12 protein-coding genes are annotated in these 15,092 nt (G+C 74.7%); 7 read left to right on the top strand and 5 right to left on the bottom strand.

What is annotated here, in order from left to right:
• Nucleotides 1-72: 72 nt before the first annotated feature.
• Entirely contained in the window at nucleotides 73-1,047 is a 975-nt protein-coding gene (lipA, locus tag ACI8AC_RS22100; protein ID WP_456899999.1) for a lipoyl synthase, read from the top strand.
• Nucleotides 1,048-1,104: 57 nt separating this feature from the next.
• Nucleotides 1,105-1,929 (top strand): DUF4191 domain-containing protein, encoded by an 825-nt coding sequence (locus ACI8AC_RS22095; RefSeq protein WP_456899998.1) that lies wholly within the window; start codon nucleotides 1,105-1,107, stop codon nucleotides 1,927-1,929.
• Between the two features lie 64 nt (nucleotides 1,930-1,993).
• Here ACI8AC_RS22095 and ACI8AC_RS22090 read toward each other — a convergent pair whose 3' ends face one another.
• A complete protein-coding gene (locus ACI8AC_RS22090) occupies nucleotides 1,994-2,413 on the bottom strand; it encodes an RDD family protein (RefSeq protein WP_456899997.1) in 420 nt (139 codons plus the stop codon).
• A 166-nt stretch (nucleotides 2,414-2,579) separates the two neighbouring features.
• Here ACI8AC_RS22090 and glnA point away from each other — a divergent pair, with 166 nt between their 5' ends.
• The gene (gene glnA / locus ACI8AC_RS22085) at nucleotides 2,580-4,013 is read left to right on the top strand and encodes a type I glutamate--ammonia ligase (RefSeq protein WP_456899996.1); all 1,434 of its coding nucleotides are present in this window, start codon (nucleotides 2,580-2,582) and stop codon (nucleotides 4,011-4,013) included.
• 890 nt (nucleotides 4,014-4,903) lie between these two features.
• On the opposite strand, the gene ACI8AC_RS22080 is transcribed toward glnA, so the two are convergent.
• On the bottom strand, nucleotides 4,904-5,977 hold the full coding sequence (locus ACI8AC_RS22080) for a class I SAM-dependent methyltransferase (protein ID WP_456899995.1): 1,074 nt from the start codon (nucleotides 5,975-5,977) through the stop codon (nucleotides 4,904-4,906).
• 193 nt (nucleotides 5,978-6,170) lie between these two features.
• Nucleotides 6,171-6,848: a Crp/Fnr family transcriptional regulator gene (locus ACI8AC_RS22075; protein WP_456899994.1), complete on the bottom strand. Its 678-nt coding sequence runs from the start codon at nucleotides 6,846-6,848 to the stop codon at nucleotides 6,171-6,173.
• A gap of 155 nt (nucleotides 6,849-7,003) precedes the next feature.
• On the opposite strand from ACI8AC_RS22075, the gene ACI8AC_RS22070 reads away from it, so the two are divergent.
• A complete protein-coding gene (locus tag ACI8AC_RS22070) occupies nucleotides 7,004-7,753 on the top strand; it encodes an alpha/beta fold hydrolase (RefSeq protein ID WP_456899993.1) in 750 nt (249 codons plus the stop codon).
• Nucleotides 7,754-8,305: 552 nt separating this feature from the next.
• Here the strand turns inward: ACI8AC_RS22070 and ACI8AC_RS22065 are convergent.
• Both ACI8AC_RS22065 and ACI8AC_RS22060 read right to left on the bottom strand, forming a co-directional pair.
• Nucleotides 8,306-9,724, bottom strand: a complete 1,419-nt coding sequence (locus ACI8AC_RS22065; RefSeq protein WP_456899992.1) for an FAD-binding oxidoreductase — start codon at nucleotides 9,722-9,724, stop codon at nucleotides 8,306-8,308.
• Nucleotides 9,725-9,740: 16 nt separating this feature from the next.
• Nucleotides 9,741-10,457, bottom strand: a complete 717-nt coding sequence (locus ACI8AC_RS22060; RefSeq protein ID WP_456899991.1) for a Crp/Fnr family transcriptional regulator — start codon at nucleotides 10,455-10,457, stop codon at nucleotides 9,741-9,743.
• A 207-nt stretch (nucleotides 10,458-10,664) separates the two neighbouring features.
• Between ACI8AC_RS22060 and ACI8AC_RS22055 the strand changes: the two genes are divergently transcribed.
• The 3 genes from ACI8AC_RS22055 (at nucleotide 10,665) to ACI8AC_RS22045 (ending at nucleotide 15,071) form a co-directional block, all read left to right on the top strand.
• Nucleotides 10,665-13,580 (top strand): ATP-binding protein, encoded by a 2,916-nt coding sequence (locus ACI8AC_RS22055; protein WP_456899990.1) that lies wholly within the window; start codon nucleotides 10,665-10,667, stop codon nucleotides 13,578-13,580.
• 110 nt (nucleotides 13,581-13,690) lie between these two features.
• Nucleotides 13,691-14,527 carry an oxygen-binding di-iron domain-containing protein gene (locus tag ACI8AC_RS22050; RefSeq protein ID WP_456899989.1) on the top strand — a complete coding sequence of 279 codons (837 nt, stop codon included), beginning with the start codon at nucleotides 13,691-13,693 and terminating at the stop codon, nucleotides 14,525-14,527.
• Nucleotides 14,517-15,071, top strand: a complete 555-nt coding sequence (locus tag ACI8AC_RS22045) for a hypothetical protein (protein WP_456899988.1) — start codon at nucleotides 14,517-14,519, stop codon at nucleotides 15,069-15,071. The genes ACI8AC_RS22050 and ACI8AC_RS22045 overlap by 11 nt, the downstream gene beginning before the upstream one ends.
• Nucleotides 15,072-15,092 lie beyond the last annotated feature (21 nt).

The raw sequence follows: 15,092 nt of genomic DNA, 5'->3' as shown, positions 1-15,092 counted from the left end.
GCCCGCCCCGGCAGGGGCGGGCGCCGTCGCACGTCCGGGCCCGGTCCGGCCCGAGGGGTACCGTGGGCGATCATGAGCGAGACGGTGGCCCCGACCCCCTCGTCCGACACGCCTCTCGCGCCCGGCGGCCGCAAGCTGCTGCGCCTCGAGGTCCGCAACAGCCAGGTCCCCATCGAGCGCAAGCCCGAGTGGATCAAGACGCGCCTGAAGACCGGCCCCGAGTACACCGAGCTCAAGTCGCTGGTCCGCCGGGAAGGGCTGCACACGGTCTGCGAGGAGGCCGGCTGCCCCAACATCTACGAGTGCTGGGAGGACCGCGAGGCGACGTTCCTCATCGGCGGCGACCAGTGCACCCGGCGGTGCGACTTCTGCCAGATCGACACCGGCAGGCCCGCCGACTTCGACGCCGACGAGCCCCGCCGCGTGGCCGAGAGCGTCGCGACGATGCAGCTGCGCTACGCCACGGTCACCGGCGTCGCCCGCGACGACCTGCCCGACGGCGGCGCGTGGCTCTACGCCGAGACCGTCCGGCAGATCCACGCCGCCGTCGCGGGGTGCGGCGTCGAGCTGCTCATCCCGGACTTCAACGCCGACCCCGACCAGCTCGCCGAGGTCTTCTCCTCCCGGCCGGAGGTCCTGGCGCACAACGTCGAGACCGTGCCCCGCATCTTCAAGCGGATCCGGCCCGGGTTCCGGTTCGAGCGCTCGCTGGCCGTGATCACCGCCGCCCGCGAGGCCGGACTGGTCACCAAGTCCAACCTCATCCTCGGCATGGGCGAGGAGCCCGACGAGGTCGTCGAGACGATGCGGGCCCTCCACGAGGCCGGCTGCGACCTGCTCACCATCACCCAGTACCTGCGGCCCTCGCCGCGGCACCACCCGGTGGTCCGCTGGGTCAAGCCGGACGAGTTCGTCGGGTTCCAGCAGCAGGCGGAGGAGATCGGCTTCCCCGGCGTCCTCGCCGGGCCCCTGGTGCGCAGCTCCTACCGCGCCGGGCGGCTGTACCAGCAGGCCGTCGAGGCCCGCGGCCTCACCCCCTCCGTCTGAGGTGGTCACCGGGCCGGTCCCACCGGGACCGGCCCGGCGCGCCCCTATCCTGGGGGCATGGCACGCAGCAAGCCCACAGACCCCTCCGCGCCCACCGGCAAGGCCGGACGGGGGCCGGGCGCCGGCGCCCGCGGCCGGTCGGGGGCGACTGCGGCCGGCGGCAAGGCCGGCGCCGGCAAGCCGAAGAAGGCCCGCGGCGGCCGGCTGAAGCGGATCGGCAACCAGGCCCGCATGATCAAGCAGGCCTACTCGCTGACGCGCAAGAACGACCCGAAGCTGCCCTGGGTCATGCTCATCGCGTTCGTGGCGGTGGCCGCCGTCATCGAGCTGGTCGCCATCCTGTTCGGGGCGCCGTTCCTCTTCCTGCCGATCGCCGTCCTGTTCGGCCTGCTGGCGGCCATGGTCGTCTTCGGCCGCCGGGCGCAGGGATCGGCCTACCGCCAGGTCGAGGGCCAGGCGGGCGCGGCGGCCTGGGTGCTCGAGGGCATGCGCGGCGACTGGCAGGTCTCCTCCGGGGTCGCCGCGACCACGCAGATGGACGCCGTCCACCGGGTCACCGGCCGGCCCGGCATCATCCTCGTCGGGGAGGGCGTCCCCTCCCGGGTGCGGCCGCTGGTGGCCCAGGAGAAGAAGAGGATCGCGCGGATCGCCGGCGACGCCCCGATCTACGACCTGCTGGTCGGGGACGAGCAGGGCCAGGTCCCGCTGCGCAAGCTGTCCCCGCACGTGATGAAGCTGCCGCGCAACCTCTCCGGCGCGGAGCTCAACGCGCTGCGCAAGCGGCTGTCGGCGCTGGGGGGCCCGCGCATGCCCGTCCCCGGCGGCCCGCTCCCGGGCGGCCGGCAGATGTCGGTCAGCCAGCGCCAGGTCCGCCGGCGCTGACCCACCGGGGCCGAGCGGAGTGCAGGGGGCGGGAGAACCTCGTCCCGGGTACTCCGCTCACGCGCTACGCGCGGACGACGGCGGTCCCGGTCACCCGGTCGTGCAGCCCGCGGCCGTCGGAGTCGACCACCAGCGCGGGCACGAGCAGGCACAGCAGCGCCGTCCGGACGACGGCCCGCCACGGTGCCAGCCGGGCCCCCTCCCTCGGGTGCGCCAGCCGGAGGCCGAGCAGCCGCATGCCGGGGGTCTGCCCGAAGAGGGCCAGGCTCACGACGGTGACCGCCGCGAAGGCCACCAGGCTCCAGTTGCCCGGCAGCTCGGGTGCGGTGAACAGCCCGGCGACCAGCGCCGAGGCCAGCGCGTCGACGGCGAAGGCCGCGACCCGGCCGGAGAACGAGGCCAGCGATCCCGGCCCCTCGGCGGGCAACCCCAGCGCGGCACCGCGCGGGCGTTCCTGAGAGGGTGACGGCACGTCCCTGACCATGCCAGCCAGCGTATGACCCGTCCGCAGCCCGCCCGCCCGGCCGGGACGGCGCCGGGCCCGCGACACGCCGCAGCCCTGTTTACCGCCCCGAAACAACCGGGACACCGCGGGGCAAAACCCCGCTCGTAGGTTCCCGGTCGGCTGTCCGCCCACTCCCGGAGGATCGATGTTCACCAGTCCCGACGAGGTCGCCGCCTACATCCGCGACAACGACGTCGAGTTCGTCGACGTCCGCTTCTGCGACCTGCCCGGCGTCATGCAGCACTTCACGGTCCCGGCGTCGAGCTTCGGCGAGGACACCTTCTCCGACGGGCTCGGCTTCGACGGCTCCTCGATCCGCGGGTTCCAGGCGATCAACGAGTCCGACATGCTGCTGCTGCCGGACGCCAACAGCGCTTTCGTGGACCCGTTCCGCAGGCACAAGACGCTCAACGTCAACTTCTTCATCCACGACCCGATCACGCGGGAGGCCTACAGCCGCGACCCGCGCAACGTGGCGAAGAAGGCCGAGGCGTACCTGGCCAGCAGCGGCATCGCCGACACCGCCTACTTCGGGCCCGAGGCGGAGTTCTACATCTTCGACTCGATCCGGCACTCGACCGGCATCAACGAGGGCTACTACCACATCGACTCGGTCGAGGGCTCCTGGAACTCGGGCGTGGCCACCATGCCCGACGGCGGCCCGAACCTGGGCTACAAGACCCGCGCCAAGGGCGGGTACTTCCCGGTCGAGCCCTACGACCACTACAGCGACCTGCGCGCCGAGATGATGCTCAACCTGGCCCGGGCGGGCCTGGAGCTGGAGCGGGGCCACCACGAGGTGGGAACCGGCGGTCAGGCGGAGATCAACTACAAGTTCGACACGCTGCTGCGGTCGGCCGACAGCCTGATGCTGTTCAAGTACATCATCAAGAACACCGCCTGGGCGCACGGCAAGACCGCCACCTTCATGCCCAAGCCGCTCTACGGCGACAACGGCTCCGGCATGCACTGCCACCAGAGCCTCTGGAAGGACGGCGAGCCGCTCTTCCACGCCGAGACCGGGTACGCGGGGCTGTCGGACACCGCTCGCCACTACATCGGCGGCCTGCTGGCGCACGCCCCCTCGCTGCTGGCCTTCACCAACCCGACGGTGAACAGCTACCACCGCCTGGTCCCCGGCTACGAGGCGCCGATCAACCTCGTGTACTCGGCCCGCAACCGCTCGGCGTGCTGCCGCATCCCGATCTCCGGGGACAGCCCGAAGGCCAAGCGCATCGAGTTCCGCGTGCCCGACCCGTCGGCCAACCCCTACCTCGCCTTCTCGGCGATGCTGATGGCCGGCCTCGACGGCATCAAGAACAAGATCGAGCCGCCGGCCCCGGTCGACAAGGACCTCTACGAGCTGCCGCCCGAGGAGGCCCTGGGCATCGAGAAGGTCCCCGCGTCGCTGGACGCCGTCCTCGACAACCTCGAGACCGACCACGAGTACCTGGTCGACGGCGGGGTGTTCACCCCCGACCTGATCGAGACGTGGATCGAGTACAAGCGGGAGAACGAGATCGACCCGATCCGCCTCCGCCCGCACCCGCACGAGTTCGCGATGTACTACGACATCTGATCGACGGGGGCGGCAGCGCCCCTGGCCTGCAGGTACACGCGGCCCCCGCCAGGGTTCCCCCTGGCGGGGGGCCGCGCTGGGTCCGGCCCCGTCCGCGCGCATCACGGTGATGGGCGGGGCGGGAGGTAGTCGCTCCGCCCGGGTGACTGCCGTGCTCGCCGGATCCTGGACCGGCAGTCCGGTGAACCTCGACCTGCCGTCCCCATCCGGACCATCGAGCACGTCGCGGCCGCCTTCCACGTCTCGGTGGACGCCGCCCGGGTGTGATCCAGCGCGGACAGCCGGTCTTCATCGCCGTGTGGGGCGGGTCGGCGGTCCTGCCGGTGATCGCGATCGTGGTGCGTCTGCTGTCCGACGGTGGCCCCGCGTCGGAACTGCTCGTCGCCGCGGCCGCCGTCGGTGTGCACCTCCCGACGGCGGCGGTCGACGTCCCGCTGTGGTGGACGAACGCGACAGCCGACACGAGAACCGCCTGGTGCAGCAGCAGTGGCACGGCTGGGGCTCGCCGATCGGTCCGGGGCCGGGCCTGCTCTGCGTGGGGGGCTTCTTCGTCCTCCTGGCGCTGGGGCTCTCCGTCCTGGCGTCCATCGGCCAGGGCGGATCCACGCGGGGCCACCCTCGAGCCACACGGAAGCGGGAGAAGCTCACTGTCAGCGGGGCGGTCGCCGTCCGTTCGCGGCTGCGGTACCTCGAGCTGATCCAGACGGCGGTCGATCGGTTCATCGCCGCCGAGTCGCGGCAGTGTCCAGGCGGCCGAGCACCTCCACCAGCACGTCACGGCCCTCCGGAGCGGCGACCAGGTGAACAGCTCACCGGTGCGCGCACTCCGGCTCAGGCACAGGTGGCGCCGGTCCTCCACCGCGGGCAAGGGCGCCGGGTCGCTGCCGCCGTCAGGCCGCCGGCCGGCGCGCGACGAACACTGCGTCGATCGGATCCCCGGGCGCAGCGTGCACGGAGATGCCGGTGAAGCCGGCGGCGGTGAGCAGCGCGATGGCGCGCTGCTCACCGTAGGCCGTACCCAGCCCCTCGCCGCCGGCCGCGCGCGCCACCGGCAGGCAGTGCAGGGCGCTGACGGCGTAGACCATCGGCGCGAACGGGTTGCCGACGTTGTCCTCGAGGTCGCTCGACACCCGGGGGTCGATCATCAGCAGCACGCCGCCCGGCCGGAGCGATCGACCGGCGGCCACCAGCACGGCCTCGGGATCGGGCAGGTCGTGGATGGTGTCCACCGTCAGGACGAGGTCGACGGGGTCCGGCGGCGCCAGCGCGGTGACGTCGCGCCGTTCGAAGGTCACGTTCCCCAGGCCGCGGTCCGCGGCCTCCTGGCGCCCGCGGTCGAGGGCGTCCTCTGCCAGGTCGTAGCCGACGAATGTCGAGGCGGGGAAGGCCTGGGCGAGCAGGACGGTCGCGTGTCCGGTGCCGCAGCCGAGCTCCATGACGCGGGCCCCGGCGCGCAGCCGCTCGACCAGCCCCGGAGCGAGTGGCAGCACGTCCGCCACGAGGTGCTCGTCGAAGGCGTTGCGGTTGGCGGCGTCCATGACGTCGGTGAAGTCCGGCCGGAAGTCCTCGTAGGGCACACCGCCCCCCGTCCGGAAGGCCGCCGCCACGGCGGCGAGGTGGGACCCGAGGTGGGTGATCATGCCGCTGAACCGGGCCAGGTTGCCGGAGCCCGCACCGGTGAGGCAGGCGGCGTGCTCGGGCGGGAGCGTGTAGGTCCGCGTCGCTGGCTCGAACGCGACGACGCCGGCGGTCGTCATCGCGCCGAGCCATTCACGCGCGTACCGCTCGTGCACCCCGGCGCGGTCGGCGATCTCGGCGGAGGACCCCGGCGCCTGAGCCGCGGCCTCGAAGAGCCCGGTCCGGTCACCCAGGTCCACCAGGTAGGTGAGCAGGCCCCCGGTGTAGTGGTCGAAGAGCGTGCTGGCGAACCGTTCGACCCGCTCCGGATCGAGAGATGTGGTCATGCGAGAACTGTCCGCGCCCGGGGCTGGCGATTCACGAGGCGAACGGCCCATCGCGCACCGATCTGCCCGCCCCGCTGTTCGACCCGCCTCTTCCCGCAGGTCGAGCGGGTCCTGCACGCAGACCTGCCGCTGACGGGCATCCCGACCTCCGCACCGGGCTCGATGCCGCCACTGCGCCGAGCGGCCGGCACCGTCAGCGTGCGGTGTCGGCCACGGTCGCCAGGCCTTGCGGGTCGGTGATCCGGATGCGGTCGCGCTCGGTCTCGACCAAACCCTCGGTCCTCAGCCCGGCCAACGTGCGGGTGACGACCTCCCGCACGGTCCCGACCGCGTCGGCGAGCTCCTGCTGGCTGATCCGCGCCTCCAGCTGCGTGCCACGCTGGGTGCCGGTGGCCAGGTCGAGCAGGTGCCGGGCGATCCGGGCGCGGACCGGGAAGAAGGTGTTCCGCGCGAGCTCGTCGAGCAGTCCCCTCACCCGGCGGCTGAGCTCATCGGCCAGCCACAGCGCGACCCGGGAGTCGTTGCGGGCCAGCGCGGCGAGCAGGTCGGGTGGGGTGCGGGCGACGGCTGCGTCGGTGACCGCGTGGGCGGTGACCGGCACGCTGCCGGCGACGACGATCGGCGCGCCGAGCACCTCGCCGTGGCGCGCGTAGCGGATGGTGACCTGCCGCCCCTCCGGGGAGGTCATCGCCACCCGGATCAGGCCGGCGACGACGAGGTGCAGGCCGACCGGGTCGCCGGGGTGGTAGAGCGTCGTCCCGGCGCTCGCGCGGACCAGCGTCGCGTCGGCCAGGATCCGGTCGACCACCGGTACGGGCAGGTCGCCCAGCGGCCCGGCCTCGACGGCGGCCATCAGCTCCGGATCCCGCACCGGCTCACCGTGGCACGAACCCGGCGGCCTGTGAGCCACCTGCGTGACCGGAGTCACCGAGCAGTCGACCGGTGTCACTGACCGGCCGCCTCCCCGGGGTGACGGTGGGCGCACCGCCGAGAACGGCTCGGCGCACCGCCCGAGAGGACGTTCCCGTGACCAGCAGCCCCCGCCCCACCGTCGTCACCGTTCCCTGCTTCTCCGGCGCCCCCTGGGACCTGGACTCCCTCACCCCGTTGGCCGACCACCCGCTGCGGACCATGCGGCTGCCCGACGGGGTCGACGACGTCGAGCACCACGCCGACTTCGTCGCCGCCCGGGTCGCCGACCTCGACGACTACGTGCTCGTCGGCGACTCCTTCGGCGCCGTCGTCGCCCTCGCCCTCGCCGTCCGCCGGCCCGCCGGCCTGCGCGCGCTGGTCCTCTCCGGCGGCTTCGCCGCCGACCCGGTCACCACGCTCACCGGACGCGTGAAGATCCGCGCCGCCCGGTTCCTGCCCGGCCCGCTGTACCGGCAGCTGGTTCTGCGCATGCACGCCGCCGCGCTGGCCTCCCCGTTCGACCGCGACGCCGAGCGGCCGCTGTCCACCCAGCAGACCCGGCAGCTGTTCCTGGACAACACCCCGTGGCGCAGCTACGTCGCCCGCGCCGACGCCGCCCTGCGCGCCGAGTACACCGAGCAACTCGGGCGCATCACCGTGCCGACGCTGATCCTGACCCCGGAGCACGACACCCTCATCGGCGAGCACGCGGCCACCGTGCTGCGCACCGGCATCCCCGGCGCCGTCGAGCACGTGCTGCCGAGGACCGGCCACATGCTCCGGTTCACCCACCCGCGCCGCTACGCCGCGCAGATCGCCGATTTCCTCGCCGCCCGGCTCACGCCCGCCCGGGCCGACCGGTGACCGGGCCACCCATCGAGCCCAGGAGGACGGGACGGACCCGGAGGCCGGCCGTCGTCCGCGGAACCGGAGCCCGCCTCGGGTCCACGGACCCATGACCGACGGCGACCCGCTACCTGCCGACCGATCTCGCGGAGTCGCGTGAGGCCCTCGACCCCACCGTCGCCAGCCCGACAGTCCCGTCGGCGCTCGAACGGATCGAGGCGCCGGTGCTCCTCCTCCACGGTCGAGAACCGCCCGGTCGCGGTCCACCGACGGCACCCGCGAGGCCGCCCGGCAGCTGCGCCAGGCGATGGTGCACGAGCTCGACGGCCTGGGCCACCTCGGTCACCCGGTCCACCCGGAGCGGGTCGCCGGGGAGATCGTGCCCTTCCTCCAGGGCGTCCTCGGTCGGCCCAGCACCGGTGCCTCGGATGGCCGGACGGTCCCGCAGCAGCCGGTGCGGTCAGCGGGGAGAGGCCACGGGCACCGCTGGACGTCCGGGGTCGAGCTGCGGGGAGTCCCTGCGGCTGATCGGACCGACCGCTCCGCCCGCGACGCGCGCGACCGGCGCGGTCAGTCCGGCCGGATGTTCTGGTTGAGCCGGAACACGTTCGCGGGATCGTACGTGCGCTTCACCGCGACGAGGCGCTGGTACTTCGCATCGCCGTAGGCCTGGCGGACGCGCTCGTCCCCCTCCTCCATGAGGAAGTTGACGTAGACGCTCATGTGGAAGGGGGCCAGCGCCGACCAGTAGTCCCGCGCCCACCGGCGCTGCTCGTCGAAGCCGTCCGAGGATGCCGTGTTCCCGTTGATGTTGAAGGTGAAGCCGGCACCGCGGCCGTTGAACGCCGTCTCGTCCTCGCCGATCCGAGCCACCGCGCCACCCATCTGCCACAGCGCGATGCTGCTCAGCGGGGAGCTGATCCGCCGGCCGTGCTCGGCGACGACGTCGATGACCTCGTCGCCCAGCTCGGCGACGTCGCAGGAGCGGACGTAGTACCAGCAGCCGCGCCGGAACGACGGGTCGAGCATCTGCTGGTGGGCCACGTAGGGCTTGGGGGCGAAGAGGTCCAGGACCGGGGAACCGAACTCGCGCATCGGTCGCAGCACCCGCCGCCCCTCGTCCACGTCCCCGGCGTAGCAGGCCAGCACCGCGATCACCGGCCGGCCGACGAGCTCGGCCGGGACGACGGGCAACGGCGGGGCCAGTCGCTGCGACACGATGGTCACGAGCTCGTCCGGGCAGTCGGCGAGCCAATCCCGGTAGCGGCGCAGCACCGCCACCGCGTCGTCCATGAGCCAGAAGGTCCCGCCGGCCATCACCTCCGGCCCGAGCGGGTGCAGCCGGAACCGGAAGTCGGTGACGATGCCGAAGTTGCCGCCCCCGCCGCGCAGCCCCCAGAACAGGTCCGGGTTCTCGTCCTCACTCGCCCGCAGGAACTCGCCGTCGGCGGTGACCACGTCGGCCGAGAGCAACGAGTCGACGGTCAGGCCGCACCTGCGCATCACCCACCCGATCCCGCCGCCCAGGGTCAGCCCGGCCAGCCCGGTGTGCGACACGATGCCGGCCGGCACCACCAGGCCGTGCTCCTGGGTCGCCGCGTCCAGCTCGCCGAGCAGCACCCCGGCCTGAGCACCGGCCACCCGCGCGTCGGGGTCGACACGGACACCGTTCATCGGACGCAGGTCGATCAGCAGGGCGTCGTCGGCGGTGGACAGGCCCGGAAAGCTGTGGCCGCCGCTGCGCACGGCGATCGGCAGCTGGTGGTCCCGCCCGAAGCGGAGGGCGGCGCGGACGTCGTCCACGCCGGCGCAACGGGCGACCAGCGCCGGACGACGGTCGATCGAGCCGTTCCAGACCCTCCGGTGCTCCTCGTACCCCTCGTCCCCCGGGGCGATCACGTCCCCGACCAGAGCGGCCCTCAGCCCGGCGACAGCCGTGGCACCGATCCGGCGGGGAGGAGCGCTGTCCGCATCGATCGTGACGGCCATGCGCGGCAGTCTCGGCTCAGTGGGCGGCCGCGGCAGGGACCCAGGTTCCACCCTCCTGGCTCAACCGGATCGGATCGACGATGTCGATGTGGTCGGGATGCGTGCGGATCACGCCGGAACGGCGGAGATCGCGCAGCACCCGGACCACGACCTCGCGGACGGTGCCGACGGACTCGGCCAGCTGTCGTTGGCTGACCCCGACGCGCAGCGCCGGCTGGGCCGGACCCGGGGTCCGCGCCTCCTGCGCGGCCAGGTCCAGCAGGTGGCGGGCGACCCGCTCGCGCACGCTGGAGAACGCGCTGCCGGCGATCTCGTGGATGTAGGTCAGCGTGCGGTCGGCCAGCTCACGCAGCAGCGCCTCGGCCACCAGCGGATCGTCCCGCGCGGCCTGCCGCACCACGTCCGGGGAGAGCCGCAGCAGCGGCGAGTGCACCATCGCCTGGATGCCGGCCGGCATGCGGAAGCCGGAGGCGTACAGCGACACCGCGCCGATCAGCGCTCCGCAGCGGCAGTACCGGACGGTCAGCGTGCGACCGTCCGGGGCGGTGACGAAGGCCCGGACCAGGCCGTCGACCACCAGCTCGAGGTGCTCGGCCGTCTCCCCCTCCCGGTGCATCACCGCGCCCGTCGGGACCTCGACCATGCGAGCCCCCGTGAGCAGCCGCTGGGTCGCCGACGCGGGCAGCCGCGCCAAGCGGGAGGCGGCCAGCGCGGACCGGACGCCGTCGTCCACCGCCTCACCCTAGGTCCGTCCGGCCGCCTGCCGCTGCCCGCCGTGACGGACGAGCCCTCGCTCCCGCGCCGACGCGGGGTGGTCAGCCGGCGCGGCGCGTTCGCCGCCGTCGACCCGGCGGGCGATCGGCCCGCCACGCACCTCCCACGGCCGCGCGGGCTCGGCGATCGGCTTTGCTCCGTGGTCGGGGCGGACGACGATGACGTCGTGGAACCGCTGCTCTGCCCTCGGACGGTCGGGCGGCGTGCCGAGACCGAGTGGGTGCTCAGCTGCGTGGCGGCGGCCGCGCGCGGAGCAGGCCGGGCCACCGTCGTGCTCGGTGAACCGGGGATCGGCAAGTCCCGCCTGGTGCGGTCGGCCACGGCGCGTGCGCGGGACCGGGGCGTCCGCGTCTTCGCCGGTCGGGTCCGGGAGGGGACCGCGGGAGACCCCTTCTCGGTCCTCGGCGAGGCCCTGGCGAGCGGGTTCCGCGCCGACGGCTGGCCGGCCGGTGGGGCGCTGAGGCCGGTCCGGGCGCTGCTCGGCCACCTCGCGGGCGAGGCCGTCCCCGCTCCCCTCGGCGGCCTGTCCCGCCCGGCCGTGGCCGAGGCGCTGCTGCGGCTGCTCGCGGTGGTGGCCGCCGACCGCGGTGCGCTGCTGGTCGTCGAGGACCTGCACGGGGCCGACGAGGACACCCTCTGGGTCCTCGAGTACCTGCTCTCCAACATCGCCGACCACGGCGCCGGATGCCTGGTCTCGCTGCGCCCCGGACCGGCCGGCCGAGCTCTGCCTGCGGTGCGCCGCCTCGCCGACACCCGGGCGGTGCACCTGCTCGACCTGGCCCCGCTGTCCGGTTCCGAGGTCGACCAGATGGTCCTGGCCTGCCTGGGTGTCGACGCCGTCGCCGACGGGCTGCTCTCCTTCGTCCGCGATCACGCCGACGGCGTCCCGTTCGTCGTCGAAGAGCTGCTGGCGGGGCTGCGCCGTTCGGGGGCGCTCGCCCGGGCCGCGGGGGTGTGGACCGTGCACGAGGAGCGGCTGCACCCCGCCGTACCCCCCTCCATCCGGGAGACGGTGGCGGAGCGGATCCGGGGGCTGCACCCGGACACCCGACGGGTCCTCGAAGCCGCGGCCCTCTTCGGCCGGGCGTTCGACTGGCAGCTGGTGGGGCGGGTCACCGGCCTGGACGACGACGCGGTCCTGGCCGGTCTGCGGGAGGCCGCCGACGCTCAGCTCGTGGAGGCCGATGACGGCGCCTACCCCGGTGGCGTGCGCTTCCGGCACGCCTTGACCCGTGACTTCGTCGCCGCCCGGATGCTCCCGCCGGAACGGGCGGCGCTGGCGGCGCGGTGCCTGCGGGTGGTCGCAGCCGAGCACCCCGACCTGCCCGGTGACCGGTGCGCCCAGGCGGCGGGGCTGGCCGAGCTGGCCGGGGACGCCGGCGCCGCCGCGCAGCACCTGCTGGAGCTGGGACGCCGGGCCGGGCGCCGCGGCGGTCTGGCCACCGCGGTCGCTCACCTGTCCCGTGCCCTGCAGTGCCTGGAGAGCGCAGGGGAGGACACCCTGCCGGCCCGGGAGGAGCTCGCCGGTGTCCACGCGCTCGCCGGTGAGGTGGACCTGGCGCTGGACCTGGGCGGCCCGGCACTGGCCGAGCGGCGCGCCCGCGGGGACGACCCGGCCCGGGAGGCCGGGCTCCGGCTGGCGCTGGCGCGGGCGCTGTCCACGGCCGGGCGGTGGGACGCCGCCCGGCGGGAGGTCGACCGGGTCCGCCGCTCGCCGGATCCGGCGGCCCGGCTCGAGGCGACCGCGCTGGGGGCGCACCTGGAGATGGCCCGGGGACGCCCGGCGTCGGCCGCGGCGCTCGCGCGGGCGGTCCTGGACGCGGAGGCCCCGGGGCGCACGCCGGCCGTGGCCTGCGAGGCCTGGGAGGCGCTCGGCCAGGCGCAGCGGCTGTCCGACGTCGCCGCGGCCGAGCGCTCCTTCGCGTCCGCGCTCGCCGAGGCCGAGCGGCACGGCCTCGACGCCTGGCGCGTCCGCTCGCTGCACGAGTTGGGCACCATCGACCTGCTGGACACCATGCGCACCGACCGCCTGGAGGCCGCCCGCCGGGCCGCCGTCCGCGCCGGGATGCCGGCGACGGTCGCCGTCGTCGACTTCCACCTCGCCGAGGCGCTCGTCGCCCGCGGCCGGAGCCGGGACGGTCGGCGGGCCGCCGAACGAGCCGTCGGCCTGGCGCGGCGGCTGCGGTCCTCGGTGCTGGCGCCGGCGCTGGTCACCCTGGCCCGGTCCTACGCGCACGAGCTGCGGGACGACGAGATGGAGCGGGCACTGGCCGACGCGGTGGAGGCCGCTCCCGGCGATCCGTCGGTCACCGCCGGCGCCTGGGGGCGGGCGCGGGCGATGCTCGCGCTGCATCGGGCCGACCCGGACGCCGCCCGCGCCGCGCTGGACCGCGCCGTCGAGGTGCTCCGCGGGCTGCCCGGCCACCACTTCCCGCACTGGGGGCTGTGGGCGCTGCTGCACGCCCTGGACGACGGCGACCCGGAGGGTCGCGCGGTGGACGAGGCCGCCTCCGCGGGCGGGTCCGGCACGCGCTTCAACCGGTGCCTGACGGACGCGGCCCGCGCCGTCCGGGTCGGTGCCTCGGACCCGGGCGCGGCGCAGGCCGGGTTCGAGGCGGCGATCAGGGAGTTGTGCGGCTACCTGGACGCCGACTGGCTGGTCCATCTGGTGCGCTGGCTCGTCGCCCCCGCCGCCCGCCGCGACGGGTGGGGCGACTCGGCCGGCTGGCTGCAGGCCGCCGTGCGGTGGTTCGCCGACCACGACCGGCCCCGCCTGGCCTCGTCCGCCCGCGTGCTCCTCCGTGCGGCCGGCGAGCAGGTCCCGCGCCGCGGGCGCGGGCGGTCCGCCGTCCCGGCGGAGCTGTCGGCGGTCGGCGTGAGCAGCCGGGAGGTCGACGTCCTGCGGTTGCTCGCCGGCCGCCGGTCGAACCGGGCGATCGCCGAGCATCTGGTGCTCTCCCCGCGCACGGTGGAGAAGCACGTCGCGAGCCTGCTGCTGAAGACCGGCGCGGCGAGCCGGGAGGAGCTGGCCGCCCTCGCCCGGGACCTGCCGTCCGCGTCGGCGGCGCCGCCTCCGCGCTGAGCGGGTGGCGTCCCGCCCTAACCGGGTGCTCGGCACCCACGATCGGACCGCGCCGCCGGACGAGCCTGGTCGTGCGCCCGCCTCCCGACCCGGGCGCGCAGGAGGAGACGATGGAACCGTTCGTGGGCGAGCCGTACCTGGCTGCCCCCCGCACGCACGTGATCCCCACCTACTGGCCGGTCCCGGGGGCCGGGGTCATCCCGATGAACGCCTTCGTCATCGACTCCGCCGAGCCGGTCCTGGTCGACACCGGCACCGGCGCCCTGGCGGAGCAGTTCCTGGCCGCGCTGGAGTCGGTCGTCCGACCGGCCCACCTGCGCTGGATCTGGCTCACGCACGAGGACCGCGACCACACCGGCAGCCTCATGCGGCTGCTCGACGCCGCTCCCCGGGCGCGGGTGCTGACCACGTTCATGGCCGTGGGGCGCATCCTGCCCGAGCACCCGTTCCCCCTGGACCGGCTGCGGCTGGTCAACCCGGGCGAGACCGTCGGCGTCGGCGACCGCACCCTGCGCGCGCTGCGACCCCCGCTGTTCGACAGCCCCGCCACGGTCGGCCTGCTCGACGACCGGACCGGGGCGCTGTTCAGCTCCGACTGCTTCGGCGCGCCGCTGCCTGCGGTGGAGCTGGCCACGGCGACCTCCGCCGACGACATCCCCCCGGACGTCCTGGCCCCGGCCCAGCTGGCCTGGGCCTCGGTGGACAGCAGCTGGGTCACGATGGCCGACCCGGTCGCTCTCGGCCGCGCCTTCGACGAGCTCCGCCGGCTGCGGCCCGGCACCGTGCTGAGCTCCCACCTCCCGCCCATGCGGTCCGGCCTGGACCGGGCCGCCGACACGCTGCGCGCGGCCCCCACCACGCCGCCCGTCCCGGGCGTCACCCAGGCCGGGCTCGAGGCCCTGCTCACCTCGATGGGACCGATCAAGGAGACCGCCGATGTCCGTTGACACCACACCCGTCCCGTCGCAGCGCCCCGACACCCCGCACCGGGCACGGCTGTTCCGCATGGAGGGGCGGCTGACCGAGCTGGTCACCGTCGGCCTGGTCGACGAGGGCCTGCGCATGCACAACACCTTCGAGGGCCGCATCGTGGCCGGTGAACCCGCCGGCGGCCTGGTCCACGGCGTCGACGAGTTCCTCATCCGTCCCGACGGCGTCGGCGTCGTCGACGCCCGCGAGGTCGTGGTCGCCGACGCCGGCTCGCTCACCGCCACGGTCCTCGGCTACGCCCACCCGCCGGCGGGGATGCCGATGCCCCCGCTGGAGGTCTTCCTGGACCCCGCGTTCCGGTGGCCCGACGTCCGGTTCGCCATCGAGTGCGGAGCGGTCTACCGGGCCGGCACGACCGCGTTCGACGAGCTCGGCCGCACCGCGGTGGTCCACCTCGGATGGGTCGACATGGCGACCCGCGAGCTGGTCGTCGAGGGCTACCGCGGTTCGGCTCTCACCGAGCCCGACCGGGCGGACGAGGAGACCGGCGCCGCCCGCTGAGTGCCCTCGGGGCATGCCGGT

The sequence above is a fragment of the Geodermatophilus sp. SYSU D00758 genome, from assembly GCF_054049955.1.
The sequence above is the reverse complement of the archived record's forward strand: the minus strand, read 5'-3'. Positions and strand labels throughout refer to the sequence as shown.